General features: G+C 64.5%; 15 protein-coding genes. 10 read left to right on the top strand and 5 right to left on the bottom strand.

What is annotated here, in order from left to right:
• Nucleotides 1-31: 31 nt before the first annotated feature.
• The 7 genes from argB to E1748_RS24240 all read left to right on the top strand — a co-directional run bounded on the left by argB (nt 32) and on the right by E1748_RS24240 (nt 6,986).
• Nucleotides 32-931 (top strand): acetylglutamate kinase, encoded by a 900-nt coding sequence (gene argB, locus E1748_RS24270; RefSeq protein ID WP_133649816.1) that lies wholly within the window; start codon nt 32-34, stop codon nt 929-931.
• 79 nt (nt 932-1,010) lie between these two features.
• The gene (locus E1748_RS24265) at nt 1,011-1,802 is read left to right on the top strand and encodes a pyrimidine 5'-nucleotidase (protein WP_133649815.1); all 792 of its coding nucleotides are present in this window, start codon (nt 1,011-1,013) and stop codon (nt 1,800-1,802) included.
• Nucleotides 1,769-2,458, top strand: coding sequence for a nucleoid occlusion factor SlmA (gene slmA, locus E1748_RS24260; protein ID WP_133649814.1), 690 nt, complete (start codon nt 1,769-1,771; stop codon nt 2,456-2,458). Before E1748_RS24265 ends, slmA begins: the two co-directional genes overlap by 34 nt.
• 253 nt (nt 2,459-2,711) lie before the next feature.
• On the top strand, nt 2,712-3,857 hold the full coding sequence (metX, locus tag E1748_RS24255; RefSeq protein ID WP_133649813.1) for a homoserine O-succinyltransferase MetX: 1,146 nt from the start codon (nt 2,712-2,714) through the stop codon (nt 3,855-3,857).
• Complete coding sequence (gene metW, locus E1748_RS24250) at nt 3,854-4,468, top strand: methionine biosynthesis protein MetW (RefSeq protein WP_133649812.1); 615 nt, start codon at nt 3,854-3,856, stop codon at nt 4,466-4,468. The genes metX and metW overlap by 4 nt, the downstream gene beginning before the upstream one ends.
• Before the next feature lie 8 nt (nt 4,469-4,476).
• Nucleotides 4,477-5,871 (top strand): AmpG family muropeptide MFS transporter, encoded by a 1,395-nt coding sequence (locus E1748_RS24245; protein WP_133649811.1) that lies wholly within the window; start codon nt 4,477-4,479, stop codon nt 5,869-5,871.
• A 53-nt stretch (nt 5,872-5,924) separates the two neighbouring features.
• Nucleotides 5,925-6,986 carry a M48 family metallopeptidase gene (locus tag E1748_RS24240; RefSeq protein ID WP_420819356.1) on the top strand — a complete coding sequence of 354 codons (1,062 nt, stop codon included), beginning with the start codon at nt 5,925-5,927 and terminating at the stop codon, nt 6,984-6,986.
• Nucleotides 6,987-7,005: 19 nt separating this feature from the next.
• Here E1748_RS24240 and E1748_RS24235 read toward each other — a convergent pair whose 3' ends face one another.
• The 5 genes from E1748_RS24235 to gatC form a co-directional block, all read right to left on the bottom strand.
• The gene (locus tag E1748_RS24235; RefSeq protein ID WP_133649810.1) at nt 7,006-7,785 is read right to left on the bottom strand and encodes an exodeoxyribonuclease III; all 780 of its coding nucleotides are present in this window, start codon (nt 7,783-7,785) and stop codon (nt 7,006-7,008) included.
• Nucleotides 7,786-7,841: 56 nt separating this feature from the next.
• Nucleotides 7,842-8,678, bottom strand: coding sequence for a PPK2 family polyphosphate kinase (locus tag E1748_RS24230; RefSeq protein ID WP_133649809.1), 837 nt, complete (start codon nt 8,676-8,678; stop codon nt 7,842-7,844).
• A gap of 159 nt (nt 8,679-8,837) precedes the next feature.
• Entirely contained in the window at nt 8,838-10,313 is a 1,476-nt protein-coding gene (gene gatB, locus E1748_RS24225) for an Asp-tRNA(Asn)/Glu-tRNA(Gln) amidotransferase subunit GatB (protein WP_133649808.1), read from the bottom strand.
• Nucleotides 10,314-10,315: 2 nt separating this feature from the next.
• The gene (gene gatA, locus E1748_RS24220) at nt 10,316-11,806 is read right to left on the bottom strand and encodes an Asp-tRNA(Asn)/Glu-tRNA(Gln) amidotransferase subunit GatA (protein WP_133649807.1); all 1,491 of its coding nucleotides are present in this window, start codon (nt 11,804-11,806) and stop codon (nt 10,316-10,318) included.
• A gap of 123 nt (nt 11,807-11,929) precedes the next feature.
• Nucleotides 11,930-12,229 (bottom strand): Asp-tRNA(Asn)/Glu-tRNA(Gln) amidotransferase subunit GatC, encoded by a 300-nt coding sequence (gene gatC / locus E1748_RS24215; RefSeq protein ID WP_133649806.1) that lies wholly within the window; start codon nt 12,227-12,229, stop codon nt 11,930-11,932.
• Between the two features lie 374 nt (nt 12,230-12,603).
• Between gatC and E1748_RS24210 the strand changes: the two genes are divergently transcribed.
• The 3 genes from E1748_RS24210 (at nt 12,604) to mreD (ending at nt 15,362) form a co-directional block, all read left to right on the top strand.
• Nucleotides 12,604-13,647 carry a rod shape-determining protein gene (locus E1748_RS24210; RefSeq protein ID WP_004189550.1) on the top strand — a complete coding sequence of 348 codons (1,044 nt, stop codon included), beginning with the start codon at nt 12,604-12,606 and terminating at the stop codon, nt 13,645-13,647.
• A gap of 153 nt (nt 13,648-13,800) precedes the next feature.
• Nucleotides 13,801-14,853: a rod shape-determining protein MreC gene (mreC, locus tag E1748_RS24205; protein ID WP_133649805.1), complete on the top strand. Its 1,053-nt coding sequence runs from the start codon at nt 13,801-13,803 to the stop codon at nt 14,851-14,853.
• Nucleotides 14,850-15,362 (top strand): rod shape-determining protein MreD, encoded by a 513-nt coding sequence (gene mreD / locus E1748_RS24200; protein WP_133649804.1) that lies wholly within the window; start codon nt 14,850-14,852, stop codon nt 15,360-15,362. Before mreC ends, mreD begins: the two co-directional genes overlap by 4 nt.
• Nucleotides 15,363-15,487 lie beyond the last annotated feature (125 nt).

Genomic DNA, 15,487 nt, shown 5'->3' with positions numbered 1-15,487 from the left:
GTTTCAACTGCCCGCGCCCGAGTCCGCCGCCATGTCTGAACTTCCCGATCTCTCGCAGATTGCGCCCACGCTGAAAGCCGAAATACTTGCCGAGGCGCTGCCCTACATTCGCCAGTATCACGGCAAGACCGTGGTGATCAAATACGGCGGCAACGCCATGACGGAAGAGCGGCTGAAGCAGGGCTTCGCGCGCGACGTGATCCTGCTGAAACTGGTCGGCATCAACCCGGTCATCGTGCACGGCGGCGGCCCGCAGATCGACCAGGCGCTGAAGAAAATCGGCAAGCAGGGCACCTTCATTCAAGGCATGCGCGTCACCGACGAAGAGACGATGGAAGTCGTCGAATGGGTGCTCGGCGGCGAAGTGCAGCAGGACATCGTCACGCTGATCAACCACTTCGGCGGCCACGCAGTCGGGCTCACGGGCAAGGACGGCGGCCTGATCCACGCGCGCAAGCTGCTGATGCCGGACCGCGACAACCCGGGTCAGTACCTCGACATCGGCCAGGTCGGCGAGGTCGAGTCGATCAACCCGGCCGTCGTGAAGGCGCTGCAGGACGACGCGTTCATTCCGGTGATCTCGCCGATCGGTTTCGGCGCAGACGGCCTGTCGTACAACATCAACGCGGACCTCGTCGCCGGCAAGCTCGCCGTCGTGCTGAACGCCGAGAAGCTGGTGATGATGACCAACATCCCCGGCGTGATGGACAAGGCGGGCAACCTGCTGACCGATCTGTCGGCGCGCGAGATCGATGCGCTGTTCGCCGACGGCACGATCTCCGGCGGCATGCTGCCGAAAATCTCGTCGGCACTCGATGCCGCGAAGAGCGGCGTGCATTCGGTGCACATCATCGACGGGCGTATCGAGCATTCGGTCCTGCTCGAAATCCTGACCGAGCAGCCGTTCGGCACGATGATCCGCTCGCACTGAGCGGAAGCGGCGAGGCGTCCGCGCGACGCCTCGCAACCCCAACCCGTGCCGCTGTCGTCAGTCCCAACCGCTCTCCCTCATGCGCTCCTCCCGCCCGCGACGCAGTCGACCCAAGATCGAAGCCGGCAGCCCCGTCTGGCTGTTCGACCTCGACAACACGCTGCATCACGCGTCGCATGCGATCTTCCCGGCGATCAACGAAGCGATGACGCAGTACATCATCGACACGCTGCAGGTCGATCTCGACGAAGCGAACCGTCTGCGCTCGGGCTACAGCCTGCGCTACGGCGCGACGCTGCTGGGCCTTACCCGCCATCATCCGATCGATCCGCACGACTTCCTGAGAGTCGTCCACGATTTTCCGGATCTGCCGTCGATGGTGCGCAGCGAGCGCGGCTTGCCGCGGCTCATCGCCGCGCTGCCGGGCCGCAAGATCATCCTCACCAATGCGCCCGTCGCGTACGCACAAGCCGTGCTGAAAGAGCTCGGCATCGAGCGGCTGTTCGAGCGCGTGATCGCGATCGAGCACATGCAGCACCGTCGGTTGTGGCGCGCGAAGCCCGACGCGTCGATGCTGCGCCGGGCGATGCGCGACGCGCACGTCGCGCTCGGCGACGCGATCCTCGTCGAAGACACCCGCAGCCACCTGAAAAACTATCGGCGGCTCGGCATCCGCACCGTGTGGATCACCGGTCACCTGCCCGCTCCGGCCCGGCCGGCGGGCATCCGGGCGCCGTTGCCGGGCACCGGCAGACCGCACTATGTCGACCGGTGCATTCGTTCGTTAAAATCGCTACGACTGGGCACCCGCTCCGGGCGACTGAAGGGACGACGCACATGCAACCGATCAGCAAGCATGACGAGGCCGTAACCGAAGACGCCGCCGCTGCAGTAGCAGGCAGCGCGCGCACCGTGCGCCTGAAACCCGGCGAGCGGCGCGTGCACATCCTGCAGATGCTCGCGACGATGCTCGAAGCACCGAAGAGCGAGAAGATCACCACGGCGGCGCTCGCCGCGCGGCTCGGCGTATCGGAGGCCGCGCTGTACCGGCACTTCGCCAGCAAGGCGCAGATGTTCGAAGGTCTGATCGAATTCGTCGAGCAGACCATCTTCGGACTGATCAACCAGATCGTCGCGAAAGAGCCGAACGGCGTGCTGCAGGCACGTTCGATCGCGCTGATGCTGCTCAACTTCGCCGCGAAGAATCCCGGCATGACGCGTGTGCTGACCGGCGAGGCGCTCGTCGGCGAGCACGAACGGCTGACCGAACGGGTGAACCAGATGCTCGAACGCGTCGAGGCGTCGTTGAAGCAGTGTCTGCGGCTTGGGCTAATGGATTCGAATGCACAAGCTGCTCAGACCGAGAAGGGCTCACAGGTGCCGCTGCCCGCCGACTACGATCCCGCCGTGCGCGCGAGTCTGCTCGTCAGCTATATCGTCGGACGCTGGCACCGGTATGCGCGCAGCGGCTTCACACGGCAGCCCGACGAGCACGCGGATGCGCAGCTGCGGTTGATTCTGCAGTAGCCAGCAACAGGCCGCCCCGACGCTGCCGCTCGCATTTTTCCGCTATACTTTGCGCTCCGTTGAGGTTAGCTCGCATAGCCAGCCGACCTTAACAACGCGCCGATTTGCTGACTCGATTGCGGGCGCGCGAACCTGCCGGCCTCTTGCCCAGGTTCACTACAAATGCGGCTAAAGAGGTCGTCAGCCGCGCCAGCCGTTTCTTCTCCGCGCATCGCCGACGCCGTTTAGCCGCTCCTGTCAGAAGGCGGATTGAATGGAATCGATCGGGATCGTCGTTCCCCAGAAAATGCATTTCCCCGAGCCGCTGCTCATGCAGAACGGCAGCTCGCTCGCGGACTACGACCTGATGGTCGAAACCTACGGCACGCTCAACGCCGCGCGCAGCAACGCCGTGCTCGTGTGTCACGCGCTCAACGCGTCGCATCACGTCGCGGGCGTCTATGCGGACGATCCGAAGGACGTCGGCTGGTGGGACAACATGGTCGGCCCCGGCAAGCCGCTCGACACGAACCGCTTCTTCGTGATCGGCGTGAACAACCTCGGCTCGTGCTTCGGTTCGACCGGCCCGATGAGTATCGACCCGGCCACCGGTGAACCGTACGGTGCGCGCTTTCCGGTCGTCACCGTCGAAGACTGGGTGAACGCACAGGCGCGCGTCGCCGACCAGTTCGGCATCGAGCGCTTCGCTGCCGTGATGGGCGGCAGCCTCGGCGGGATGCAGGCGCTCGCGTGGAGCATGATGTACCCGGCGCGCGTCGCGCACTGCATCGTCGTCGCGTCGACGCCGAAGCTGTCCGCGCAGAACATCGCGTTCAACGAAGTCGCACGCTCGTCGATCTTGTCGGACCCGGATTTCCACGGCGGCAACTACTACGCGCACGGCGTGAAGCCGAAGCGGGGTCTGCGCGTCGCACGCATGATCGGCCACATCACGTACCTGTCCGACGACGACATGGCCGCGAAATTCGGCCGTGCGCTGCGCCGCGCGGAAGGTGCCGAAGACGCGTACAACTTCAACTTCGACGTCGAGTTCGAAGTGGAATCGTATCTGCGCTATCAAGGCGACAAGTTCGCCGACTACTTCGACGCGAACACCTATCTGCTGATCACGCGCGCACTCGATTACTTCGATCCCGCGAAGGCGTTCGACGGCGACCTCACCGCCGCGCTCGCGCACACCACGGCGAAGTATCTGATCGCGAGCTTCTCGACCGACTGGCGTTTCGCGCCCACGCGTTCGCGCGAACTCGCGAAGGCGCTGCTCGATCACAAGCGTCAGGTCACGTACGCGGAAATCGACGCGCCGCACGGCCACGACGCCTTCCTGCTCGACGACGCCCGCTATCACAACCTGATGCGCGCCTACTACGAACGCATCGCCACCGAGGTGAACGCATGAACCAGCGCGCACTCGATTATCTTGCGACCCGCCCCGACTTCCGCGCGATCGCCCGTTGGGTCGAACCGCGTTCGACGGTGCTCGATCTCGGCTGCGGCGACGGCTCGCTGCTGTCGCTGCTGACCGAAGAACTCGACGTGTCCGGCTACGGCATCGAGATCAACGACGCCGGCGTGCTCGCATCGACGAAGAACGGCGTGAACGTGATCCAGCAGAATCTTGAAGACGGCCTGCGCCTGTTCGAGGACGGCAGCTTCGATTTCGCGATCCTGTCGCAGACGTTGCAGACCATCCATCAGACCGCGGCGATCCTGCGCGAGACGGTGCGGGTCGGTCGCGAATGTATCGTGTCGTTTCCGAATTTCGGCTACTGGTCGCATCGGCTGTCGGTGCTGCGCGGCCGGATGCCGGTGTCGAAGTCGCTGCCTTTCCAGTGGCACAACACGCCGAACGTGCGCGTGCTGACGATCCGCGATTTCGAGGCGCTAGCGCCCGAAGTCGGTATCGAAATTCTCGATCGCGCGGTGCTGCACGGCGGTCAGGCGGTGCGCTGGGGCGTGAACTGGCGTGGTAGTCTTGCGGTCTATCGCGTCAAGAAAAGCTCGCGCTGACCCTCCTTATGTCGAACCCGCCGCACGAGGCGAAAGCACTAACCGCACACGAAGCACACCCCGGCTGGCGAGCGTTCCTGAACGCTCGCATGCTGATCTGCGTCTTTCTCGGCTTCACGTCAGGGCTGCCGCTTTTCACGCTCGTCTATCTCGTGCAGGCGTGGCTGCGCTCCGAGGGCGTGAACCTCAAGGAGATCGGCCTCTTTGCGCTGATCCAGTTTCCCTATACGTGGAAATTCGTCTGGGCGCCGCTGATGGACCGCTATGTGCCGCGGCTGCCAGGCTGGCGGCCGGGACGCCGGCGCGGCTGGATGCTGGTCACGCAGATCCTCGTCGCTGGTGCGATCGCGACGCTCGGTTTCGTGTCGCCGCGCGAATCGATCTGGACCGTCGCCGCGCTCACCGCGCTCGTCGCGTTCTTCGGCGCGAGCCAGGACATCGCCATCGATGCATACCGTCGTGAACTGCTTCGGGATACCGAACAGGGCCTCGGCAACGCGGTCCATGTGAACGCGTACAAGATCGCAGCGCTGGTGCCGGGCTCGCTCGCGCTGATCCTCTCCGACCATCTGCCGTGGACCACCGTGTTCGCGGTCACCGCCGCGTTCATGCTGCCCGGCATGGTGATGACGCTCGTCGTGCGCGAACCCGAAGTGCACGGCGTGCCGCCGAAGAACCTGCGCGCGGCGATCGTCGAGCCGTTCCGCGAATTCGTGCTGCGCGACGGCTGGCGCGGCGCGCTGTTCGTGCTCGGCTTCATCTTCCTGTACAAGCTCGGCGACACGATGGCGACCACGCTGTCCACATCGTTCTTTCTCGACATCGGTTTCACGCGCACGCAGATCGGCGTGATCGCGAAGACGACCGCGTTCGGCGCGAGTCTCGCGGGCGGCATCATCGGCGGAATCTGGCTGATGCGCATCGGCATCGGTCGCGGGCTGTGGATCTTTGGCGGGCTGCAGATGGTGTCCACGCTGGGCTTCGCGTGGCTCGCGCAGGTCGGGCCGACTTCGCCTGCGCTCGTCGCGGTGTACGGGTTCGCCGCATCGGCGGGCGCCGGGCTCACAAAGCTGCTCGCGCTCGTCGGGATCGGCTGGACTGTCTCGTTCGATCCGATGTCGGTGGCGCTTGCGCTCGTGTACGGCTTCGAAACCTTCTCGACCGGTCTCACGCTCGCCGCGTTCACCGCGTACATCGCCAGCACGACCGACCCGCGCTACACCGCGACGCAGTTCGCGCTGTTCACGAGCCTTGCGTCGGTGCCGCGCACGCTCGCGTCGGCGGCCAGCGGCTATCTCGTCGCGCAGTTCGGCTGGTTCGAGTACTTCATCGCGTGTACCGTGCTGGCGGTGCCGGGTATGCTACTTTTGTTCCGCATCGCCCCGTGGAGAACGCAGTCGTGACCGTGCTGTTTTCGTCGCGTGTCGTGGCCGGTGTCCGGTCGGTGGGTTTTTCTTTGCGTGCCGTTGCGTGCCGCATGCTGGTGGTCGCGCTTGCGATGTCGGCGGCAACGCCTGCTGCGTTTGCTGCCGATACGCCTGCACCCTCTACCGCCGCGCCGCCGACTTCTCCCGCTGCCGCATCCCCAGCTTCGGCTCCTTCATCGCCGCAACCCGCACAACCGGTGACTGCGCGCTCGCCTGCGCCGACGTCGAACACCTCCGCCGCCAACGCACCGTCGAGCGCATCGGCGCCGACGTATCAAACCAGCCAGCAGATCCGCTACGGCGACGGCGCGGTGTTCCGCAATCTGATTCCGTCGCCGATGCTCGAAGCCCAGGCCGCCGACGAATACGACCAGATCGTCCACGGCGCGCAGCATTCGAATCGCCTCTATCCGGACACCGACGATCGCGTGCAGCGCGTGCGCGGGATCGTCGACAAGCTGATTCCGTATTCGCTCAAATGGAACGACCGCGCGAAGAACTGGAAGTGGGACGTCGCCGTCCTGCGCTCGTCCGATATCCGGATGTACTGCCTGCCGGGCGGCAAGATCGTGATCTACAGCGGGCTGCTCGATCGCGTGCGGCTTAACGACAACGAACTCGCGATGCTGATCGGCCACGAGATCGCGCACGCGCTGCGCGAGCACGCGCGCGAACGCCTCGGCGAACAGCAGGCCGCGCAGTTCGGCTCGGGCACGATTCCGCAACTGTTCGGCCTCGCTGATCTCGGCATGGCGCCGCTCGGCATCGGCTCGCGATTGCTGGAAATGAAGTACGAACGCACCGACGAAACCGAGGCCGACGTGATCGGCAGCGACATTGCATCGCGAGCCGGCTACGATCCGCGCGCGGCGATCACGCTGTGGGACAAGCTCGCGGCCGCGACGCGCAGCAACCGCGATCAGGGCTTCATCTACGTGCATCCGTACACGCCGGCGCGGCGTCAGGACATCATGAAGCGTCTCGCCGACATGCTGCCGCTGTACGCGAAGGCAATCGGCAAGACGGTCGATGCGTTGCCCGATTACGCGGGCATCGGCCGGCCGCGTCGTACGACGATACGCGACCAGTAGTCAGGGACTGCGGCTCGAATCAACGCGCGAGCTTGTGCGCGTAGTCGACCGTGACCGGCGCGTGGTCGCTGAACTTGATGTCGCGAAACACGTCGCAGCGCTTCGCCTTGCCGGCAATCTCCGGCGTCGCGATCTGGTAATCGATCCGCCACCCGACGTTCTTCGCATACGCCTGCCCGCGATTGCTCCACCACGTGTACTGCTCGGGCCGCTGGTCGAGCGTACGGAATACGTCGACGTAGCCCACTTCGTCGAACAGCTGCGTGAGCCACGCGCGTTCTTCCGGCAGGCAACCCGAGTTTTTCTGGTTGCTCTTCCAGTTCTTGATGTCGATTTCCTTGTGGACGATGTTCACGTCGCCGCACAGGATCACTTCGCGTTCCTTGCTGAGCGCGGCGAGGTGCGGCATGAACTCGGCCATGAAGCGGTACTTCGCCTGCTGACGTTCTTCGCCGCTCGATCCGGACGGCACATACACCGACACCACCGACAGCTTGCCGAAACGCGCTTCGACATAGCGGCCTTCGGCATCGAACTCTTCGCTGCCGAAGCCGATCACGACTTCGTCCGGCTCGTGGCGCGTGTACACGCCCGCGCCGCTATAACCCTTCTTCACCGCATGCTGGAAATAGCCGGTGTAGCCGTGCGGCGCGAGGAATTCGGGCGTCATGTCGTCCTGCGAGCATTTGATTTCCTGCACGCAGACGACGTCGGCATCCTGCGTGCCGAACCAGTCGAAGAAACCCTTCTTGGCTGCGGAGCGGATGCCGTTCAGATTGGCGGTGATTACGCGCAACATGGTGTTCCTTTTGCGTTCTTGTTAGAGAGGATGACAGTGGACGGAAGCGTCAGGGGTCATTCGACCTTCACGCCCTTCAACTCGCTTTTCGCAGTCGGGTATTCGAGCTTCATCGCCTCGAACGTGCGCAGCAGCAGTTCGGCGACCATCACGTTGCGATGCGTCTTCGAGTCGGCGGGAATCACGTACCACGGCGCGGTCGGCGTCGACGTCGCCGCGAGCAGATCGCGATACGCCGTCTGATACTTGTCCCACTGCTTGCGCGCTTCGAGATCGGAGACGTCGAATTTCCAGTGCTTCGTCGGATCGTCGATGCGCGCCTGCAGACGCTCGCGCTGCTCGTCCTTCGAGATATGCAGCATGCACTTGATGATCGTCGTGCCGCTGTCCGCGAGCAGCCCTTCGAATTCGCGGATGTGCCGGTAGCGCACTTCGCGCGCGTCGTCGTCGAGCTGGTCGAGTACCGTCGGCACGAGCACGTCTTCATAGTGGCTGCGATTGAAGATGGTCAGTTCGCCGGCGGCCGGCGCCTGCGCGTGCACGCGCCACAGAAAGTCGTGCGCGGCCTCGACCGGCGTCGGCGCCTTGAATGGCACGATACGCAAACCGAGCGGATCGACTTCATGGAACACCGCGCGGATCGTGCCGTCCTTGCCGCTCGTGTCCATGCCTTGCAGCACCAGCAGCACGCGCTGACGGTTCTGCGCGTGCAGCCGTTCCTGCATCGGATCGAGCTGCGCGCCGATCTCGGCGAGACGCTGCCGGTCGGCATCCTTGTTGCCGCTCGAGAACGGCTTCGCCGCCGGATCGAAATCGGTCAGCGCGAATTTAGCGGCCTTCTTGCCGTCAAAATACGGCACGAGGAAATCGTCCAGCTCGGGATTTTTCGCCATGCAGTCGTCTCCTGTGAATGGTCCAGATGTCGATCAACGCCCGGACCACGAACGATAAAACGAAACGGGCCGTTGCCCCGCCATGCGATCCGGCAACAGCCCGTTGTGCAAATGCTCGCAGCGGCGAAAAAACTCGCCGCCGCTACCGCGTCACTTCGTTCAGGACAGTTTCTTCTTCAGCAGTTCATTGACCTGCTGCGGATTCGCCTTGCCCTTCGTCGCTTTCATCGCCTGACCGATCAGCGCGTTGAACGCCTTCTCCTTGCCTGCGCGGAATTCCTCGACCGACTTCGCGTTGGCCGCGAGCACTTCGTCGATGATCGCTTCGAGCGCACCGCTGTCGGAGATCTGCTTCAAACCCTTCGCTTCGATGATACGGTCGGCGGCGGCTTCGTCGGTGGCTTTCTCTTCCCAGATCGCGACGAAGATTTCCTTCGCGATCTTGTTCGAGATCGTGCCGTCGGCGATCCGCTGCAACAGCAACGCGAGTTGCGCCGCCGATACCGGACTCGCGCCGATGTCGAGGTCTTCGCGGTTCAGTTGCGACGACACCTCGCCCATCAGCCAGTTCGCTGCGACCTTCGCCTGCGCCGCGCCCGCTTTCGCGACCACCGCTTCGTAGTACACGGCCATCGCCTTGCTCGACGTCAGCACGCCGGCATCGTACGGCGTGAGTCCGTACTGCTCGACGAAGCGCTTCTGCATGCCGGCCGGCAACTCGGGCATTTCACTGCGCACGCGCTCGATCCACGCGGCGTCGATCACGAGCGGCATCAGATCGGGATCGGGGAAGTAGCGGTAATCGTGCGCGTCTTCCTTGCTGCGCATCGAGCGCGTCTCGCGCTTGTCCGAATCGTACAGACGCGTTTCCTGCACAACGGTGCCGCCGTCCTCGATCAACTCGATCTGGCGACGCACTTCATACTGGATCGCTTCTTCGAGAAAGCGGAACGAGTTCAGGTTCTTGATTTCCGCGCGTGTGCCGAATTCCTTTTGACCGACCGGCCGCACCGACACATTCGCGTCGCAACGGAACGAGCCTTCCTGCATGTTGCCGTCGCAGATGCCGAGCCACATCACGAGCGCATGCAACGCCTTCGCATATGCGACCGCTTCGGCAGCGCTGCGCATTTCCGGCTCGGTGACGATCTCGAGCAGCGGCGTGCCGGCGCGATTCAGATCGATGCCGGTCATGCCCGCGAAGTCTTCGTGCAGCGACTTGCCTGCATCTTCTTCGAGGTGCGCGCGCGTCAGGTTGATGGTCTTTTCGTACGCGTCCTTACCGGCCTTTTCGTTGGCCGGGACATGGAACGTGATCTGTCCGCCCTGCACGACCGGAATCTCGTACTGGCTGATCTGATAGCCCTTCGGCAGATCGGGGTAGAAATAATTCTTGCGCGCGAAGATGCTGCGCGGCGCGACCTTCGCGCCGATCGCGAGACCGAGCAGAATCGCGCGCTCGACGGCGCCGCGGTTCATCACCGGCAGCACGCCGGGCAATGCCAGATCGACCGGGCTCGCCTGCGTGTTCGGCGCGGCGCCGAACTGCGTCGCGGTGCCGGAGAAAATTTTCGAGACCGTCGAGAGCTGCGTGTGCGTCTCGAGGCCGATGACGACTTCCCATTCTTTAGCCATGCTTACACTCCCGCCGGCGACTTGCGATGCCAGTCGGTCGCGCGCTGGAACGCGTCCGCCACCTGCAGCATCCGTGCTTCATTGAAATAGTTGCCGATGATCTGCAGACCGACCGGCCGCTGCGCGTTCGCGCCCGAGCCGAAACCGCACGGCACGCTCATGCCCGGCAGACCGGCCAGGCTCACCGACAGCGTGTAGATATCCGCGAGATACATCTGCACGGGGTCGTCGCCCTTCGCGCCGATGTCCCACGCCACACTCGGCGCGACCGGTCCCATGATCACGTCGCATTGCTTGAACGCTTCCTGGAAATCCTGCGCGATGATGCGGCGGATCTTCTGCGCCTGCAGGTAGTACGCGTCGTAGTAGCCGTGCGACAGCACGTAGGTGCCGACCAGAATGCGTCGCTTCACTTCGGGGCCGAAGCCTTCGGCACGCGACTTCTTGTACATGTCGAGCAGATCGCGGTATTCCGCTGCGCGATGGCCGTAACGCACGCCATCGAAACGCGACAGGTTCGACGACGCTTCGGCAGGTGCGATCACGTAGTAGACGGGGATCGACAGTTCGGTCTTCGGCAGCGATACATCGACGAGCGTTGCGCCTAGCGCTTCGTATTGTTTCAGCGCAGCGTCGATCGCGGCGCGCACGTCGGCGGCGAGACCTTCACCGAAGTATTCCTTCGGCAGACCAATACGCAGCCCGGCAAGCGGCTTGCCCGCGTCGGCGCCGCTCTGCCACGGCTGACCGAGATAGCGCGAGTAGTCTTCGTCGTCGCGCACGAGGCTCGTCGAATCGCGCTCATCGAAACCGGCCATCGCGTTGAGCAGCGTCGCGCAATCGGCGGCGTTCTGCGCGAACGGACCGGCCTGATCCAGCGACGACGCGAACGCGATCATCCCGTAGCGCGACACGCGGCCGTAAGTCGGCTTGATGCCGGTCACGCCCGCGAACGATGCAGGCTGACGGATCGAGCCGCCGGTGTCGGTGCCGGTCGCGACCGGCGCGAGACGCGCGGCAACGGCAGCAGCCGAACCGCCCGACGAACCGCCGGGCACCGCACGCGTGTCCCACGGATTCTGCACCGGGCCGAAGTACGAATTCTCGTTCGACGAACCCATCGCGAATTCGTCCATGTTGGTCTTGCCGACGCACACCATGCCCGCGCGCGCGAGCCGGTCGACGACGGTTGCATCGAACGGGCTCGTGTAATTTTCGAGCATCTTCGAGCCGGCGGTCGCGCGCCAGCCCTGCGTGACGAACACGTCCTTGTGCGCGACCGGCAGGCCGGTCAACGGACCGGCATTGCCGGCGGCGAGCCGTGCGTCGGCGGCCTTCGCCTGTGCGAGCGTCAGGTCGGCATCGACATGCACGAACGCATTCAGGCCACGCGCCGCGTCGATCCGCTGCAGGTACAGCTGCGCCAGTTCGACCGCGGAGCATTCCTTCGCGTCGAGCGCTGCGCGCAGTTCGGTCAGACTCTTTTCATGCATTGCATTGTTCCTGGAGAACGCTGCGGCGCGTCGTGCGCCGCAACGATAGCCCGGCCGCCCGCGTGGGCGCCGCAGCCAACGGCACGCCGGATCGAACCTCGTCGAGCCGGCGCCCGCGTGACGCTATTCGATCACCCGCGGCACCAGATACAGGCCGTCCTGCACAGCAGGCGCCGGCTTCTGGAAATCGTCCCGGCGCACGGTCTCCGTCACCGCGTCGTTACGCAGACGCAGCGCGACGTCTTCGATCTGCTCGATCGGATGAGCGAGCGGTTCGATTCCGGTTGTATCCACCGCCTGCATCCGCTCGACGAGCCCGAAAAAATCGTTGAGCTGGGCGAGCGTGTGGCCCGCCTCTTCGTCGGCGAGTTCGAGCCGCGCGAGATGGGCAATACGTTTCACATCGGTCAGGGTCAAAGCCATGCAGTCACCGGGGAAGAGGGTGGACTGCCGCAGTGCGGAAAAACAGTGCTGCGACAGCGGGTTACATCAATGGAGGCGCCCCTCGAAAAAGGGGCTCACGGAGGCAAAAAGTGCGACCCGTTTCCTTCAAAACAAGCAAAATTATAAGGTATCATTACGCGTTCGACCCAAACCCGGACCCCTTGGCAAGGCCTTGCTGGACATTTTTCAGCTTCGTCCACAAGCGCTGAGCGGCCTTGCTCCAGCCGCCGGTAGATTCCCCCGCAGTTTCGTGTTCACCGTGGCCGCTCCCGCCGACGTGAAGCTGCTATTTTTTCCGCTGCCGCCCTTCGCATATGGTGCGAGGCCCGGCCCCCAGCGAGACAGGATTTTGAATGTTCGGTTTTTTGCGCAGCTATTTCTCCAACGATCTGGCGATTGATCTCGGCACCGCCAATACGCTCATCTACATGCGCGGCAAAGGCATCGTTCTCGACGAACCGTCGGTCGTATCCATCCGCCAGGAAGGCGGCCCGAACGGCAAGAAGACGATCCAGGCAGTCGGCAAGGAAGCCAAACAGATGCTCGGCAAGGTGCCGGGCAACATCGAGGCGATCCGCCCAATGAAGGACGGCGTGATCGCCGACTTCACCGTCACCGAGCAGATGATCAAGCAGTTCATCAAGACCGCTCACGAATCGCGCATGTTTTCGCCGTCGCCGCGCATCATCATCTGCGTGCCGTGCGGCTCGACCCAGGTCGAACGCCGCGCCATTAAAGAAGCCGCGCACGGCGCCGGCGCCTCGCAGGTCTACCTGATCGAAGAGCCGATGGCAGCTGCGATCGGCGCGGGCCTGCCGGTGTCGGAAGCAACCGGCTCGATGGTCGTCGACATCGGCGGCGGCACGACCGAAGTCGGCGTGATCTCGCTCGGCGGCATCGTGTACAAGGGTTCGGTCCGCGTCGGCGGCGACAAGTTCGACGAGGCGATCGTCAACTACATCCGCCGCAACTACGGGATGCTGATCGGCGAGCAGACCGCCGAAGCGATCAAAAAGGAAATCGGCTCCGCGTTCCCCGGTTCCGAAGTCAAGGAAATGGAAGTGAAGGGCCGTAACCTGTCGGAAGGCATTCCGCGCAGCTTCACGATCTCCAGCAACGAAATCCTCGAAGCACTGACCGATCCGCTGAACCAGATCGTGTCGTCGGTGAAGATCGCGCTCGAACAGACGCCGCCGGAACTCGGCGCCGACATCGCCGAGCGCGGCATGATGCTGACGGGCGGCGGCGCACTGCTGCGCGACCTCGACCGCCTGCTGGCGGAAGAAACCGGCCTGCCGGTGCTGGTCGCCGAAGACCCGCTGACCTGCGTCGTGCGCGGTTCGGGTATGGCGCTCGAGCGTATGGACAAGCTCGGCAGCATCTTCTCCTACGAGTAAGCGAGCGTCGCTCCATGACCGCAGCGCGCACGGCCCAGTCTGCCCCTCACGGGCAGGCGCGTGGCCAGGCGGCCCATCGGGCCGCCGCGCGCTGAGCGCCTGCGCCGCGCCGCACGCCGCTTCATCCACCTGCTTACGCCCCCGGCGCCGACCATGGAATACAGTCCGCCGCCCCTATTCAAGCAAGGCCCGTCGGCGCTCGCCCGGCTGATCTTTTTCGTCATGCTGGCGCTTGCGCTGCTCATTTCGGATGCGCGCTTCAGAACGCTGGAGATCGTGCGCGGCGTACTCGGCGCGGGGTTGTATCCGTTGCAGCGCGCGGCGCTCGTACCGCGCGACCTGTTCATGGGCGCCGCCGATCTCGCAGTGACGAGCGCGCAACTGCGTGCCGACAACACGAAACTGCGCGACCGTAACCTGCAGTTGTCGCTGCAGGCCAATACCGCATCGCAGCTTTCCGCAGAAAACGCGCATCTGCGCGATCTGCTGCAGCTGTCGCAGCGCGCGGCCACGCAGTCGATCCCCGCCGAAATCCAGTACGACACCAGCGACCCGTTCACGCAGAAAGTCGTGATCGGTCGCGGTTCGCAGCAGGGCATCCAGAACGGCTCGCCGGTCGTCAATGAAGACGGCGTGATCGGCCAGGTCACACGCGTGTTCCCGATGCAGGCCGAAGTGACGCTGCTCACCGATAAAGATCAGGCCGTGCCCGTGCAGATCGTCCGAACCGGGCTGCGCAGCGTGATCTACGGCACGCCGAAGGGCGATTCGCTCGATCTGCGCTTCGTGCCGATCGCCGCCGACGTGCAGGCCGGCGACGAACTCGTCACGAGCGGGCTCGACGGTCTCTATCCGCCGGGGTTGCCGGTAGCGAAGGTCGTGCGGGTCGACAAGCAGGCGGATACGGCGTTCGCGCGCGTGATCTGCGTGCCGGTCGCGACGGTGCGCGGTGCGCGTCAGCTGCTCGTGCTGCACTTCCAGAACAACGTGCCGCCGCGCCCCGAAGATCCCGACGCAAGCGCCAACGCGAAGGATCCGAAGGCGAAGAAGGCGGCGGAAAAACCCGCGAAGGCTGCGGAGAAACCTGCCGACAAAGCCACTGAAAAGCCGGCTGCGAAGCCCGCAGCCAAACCCGCCGGCAAGGAACCCGCTGCGCGCGGCAACACGAAGCCCGCAGCACCGGCCGGCCAGGGAGCGACGCGATGAACCGCCCGCAATACATCCTGCAGCCGGTCAATCCGTACTTCATCACGTTCAGTCTCGCCGCCGCGTTTCTGCTGAATCTGATGCCGTGGGGCCGCATGATCGGCGTGCCGGACTTCGTCGCACTGGTGCTGCTGTTCTGGAACGTGCATCAGCCGCGCAAGGTCGGCATGGGCATCGCGTTCCTGCTCGGCCTGCTGATGGACGTGCACAACGCGAGCCTGCTCGGCGAACACGCGCTCGCGTATACGCTGCTGTCGTACGGCGCGATCACGATCCATCGACGTGTGTTGTGGATGTCGCTCGGCGTGCAGGTTTTCGCGGTGATGCCGCTGCTCGTCATCGCGCAGATCGTGCCGTTCGTGATCCGTCTGCTGACCGGCGCCGCGTTTCCCGGCTGGGGCTATCTGATCGACGGCTTCGTCGAGGCCGCGCTGTGGCCGGTCGCGAGCGTGCTGCTGCTGATGCCGCAGCGTCGTCCGGCCGATCCGGACGATACGCGTCCCATCTGATCCACGCACCGGGGCCCTCAGTGAAATTCGTTGCGTCCAGCCGGCCCGGCCCACGCACTTCGTTCGACCCGGTACGCGGCCCGCGGGCCCGCGCACTTCGTGACGGCCGCTTCGCGGCTCACCCC

The sequence above is a fragment of the Paraburkholderia flava genome (assembly GCF_004359985.1).
Lineage (GTDB): Bacteria > Pseudomonadota > Gammaproteobacteria > Burkholderiales > Burkholderiaceae > Paraburkholderia > Paraburkholderia flava.
The sequence above is the reverse complement of the archived record's forward strand: the minus strand, read 5'-3'. Positions and strand labels throughout refer to the sequence as shown.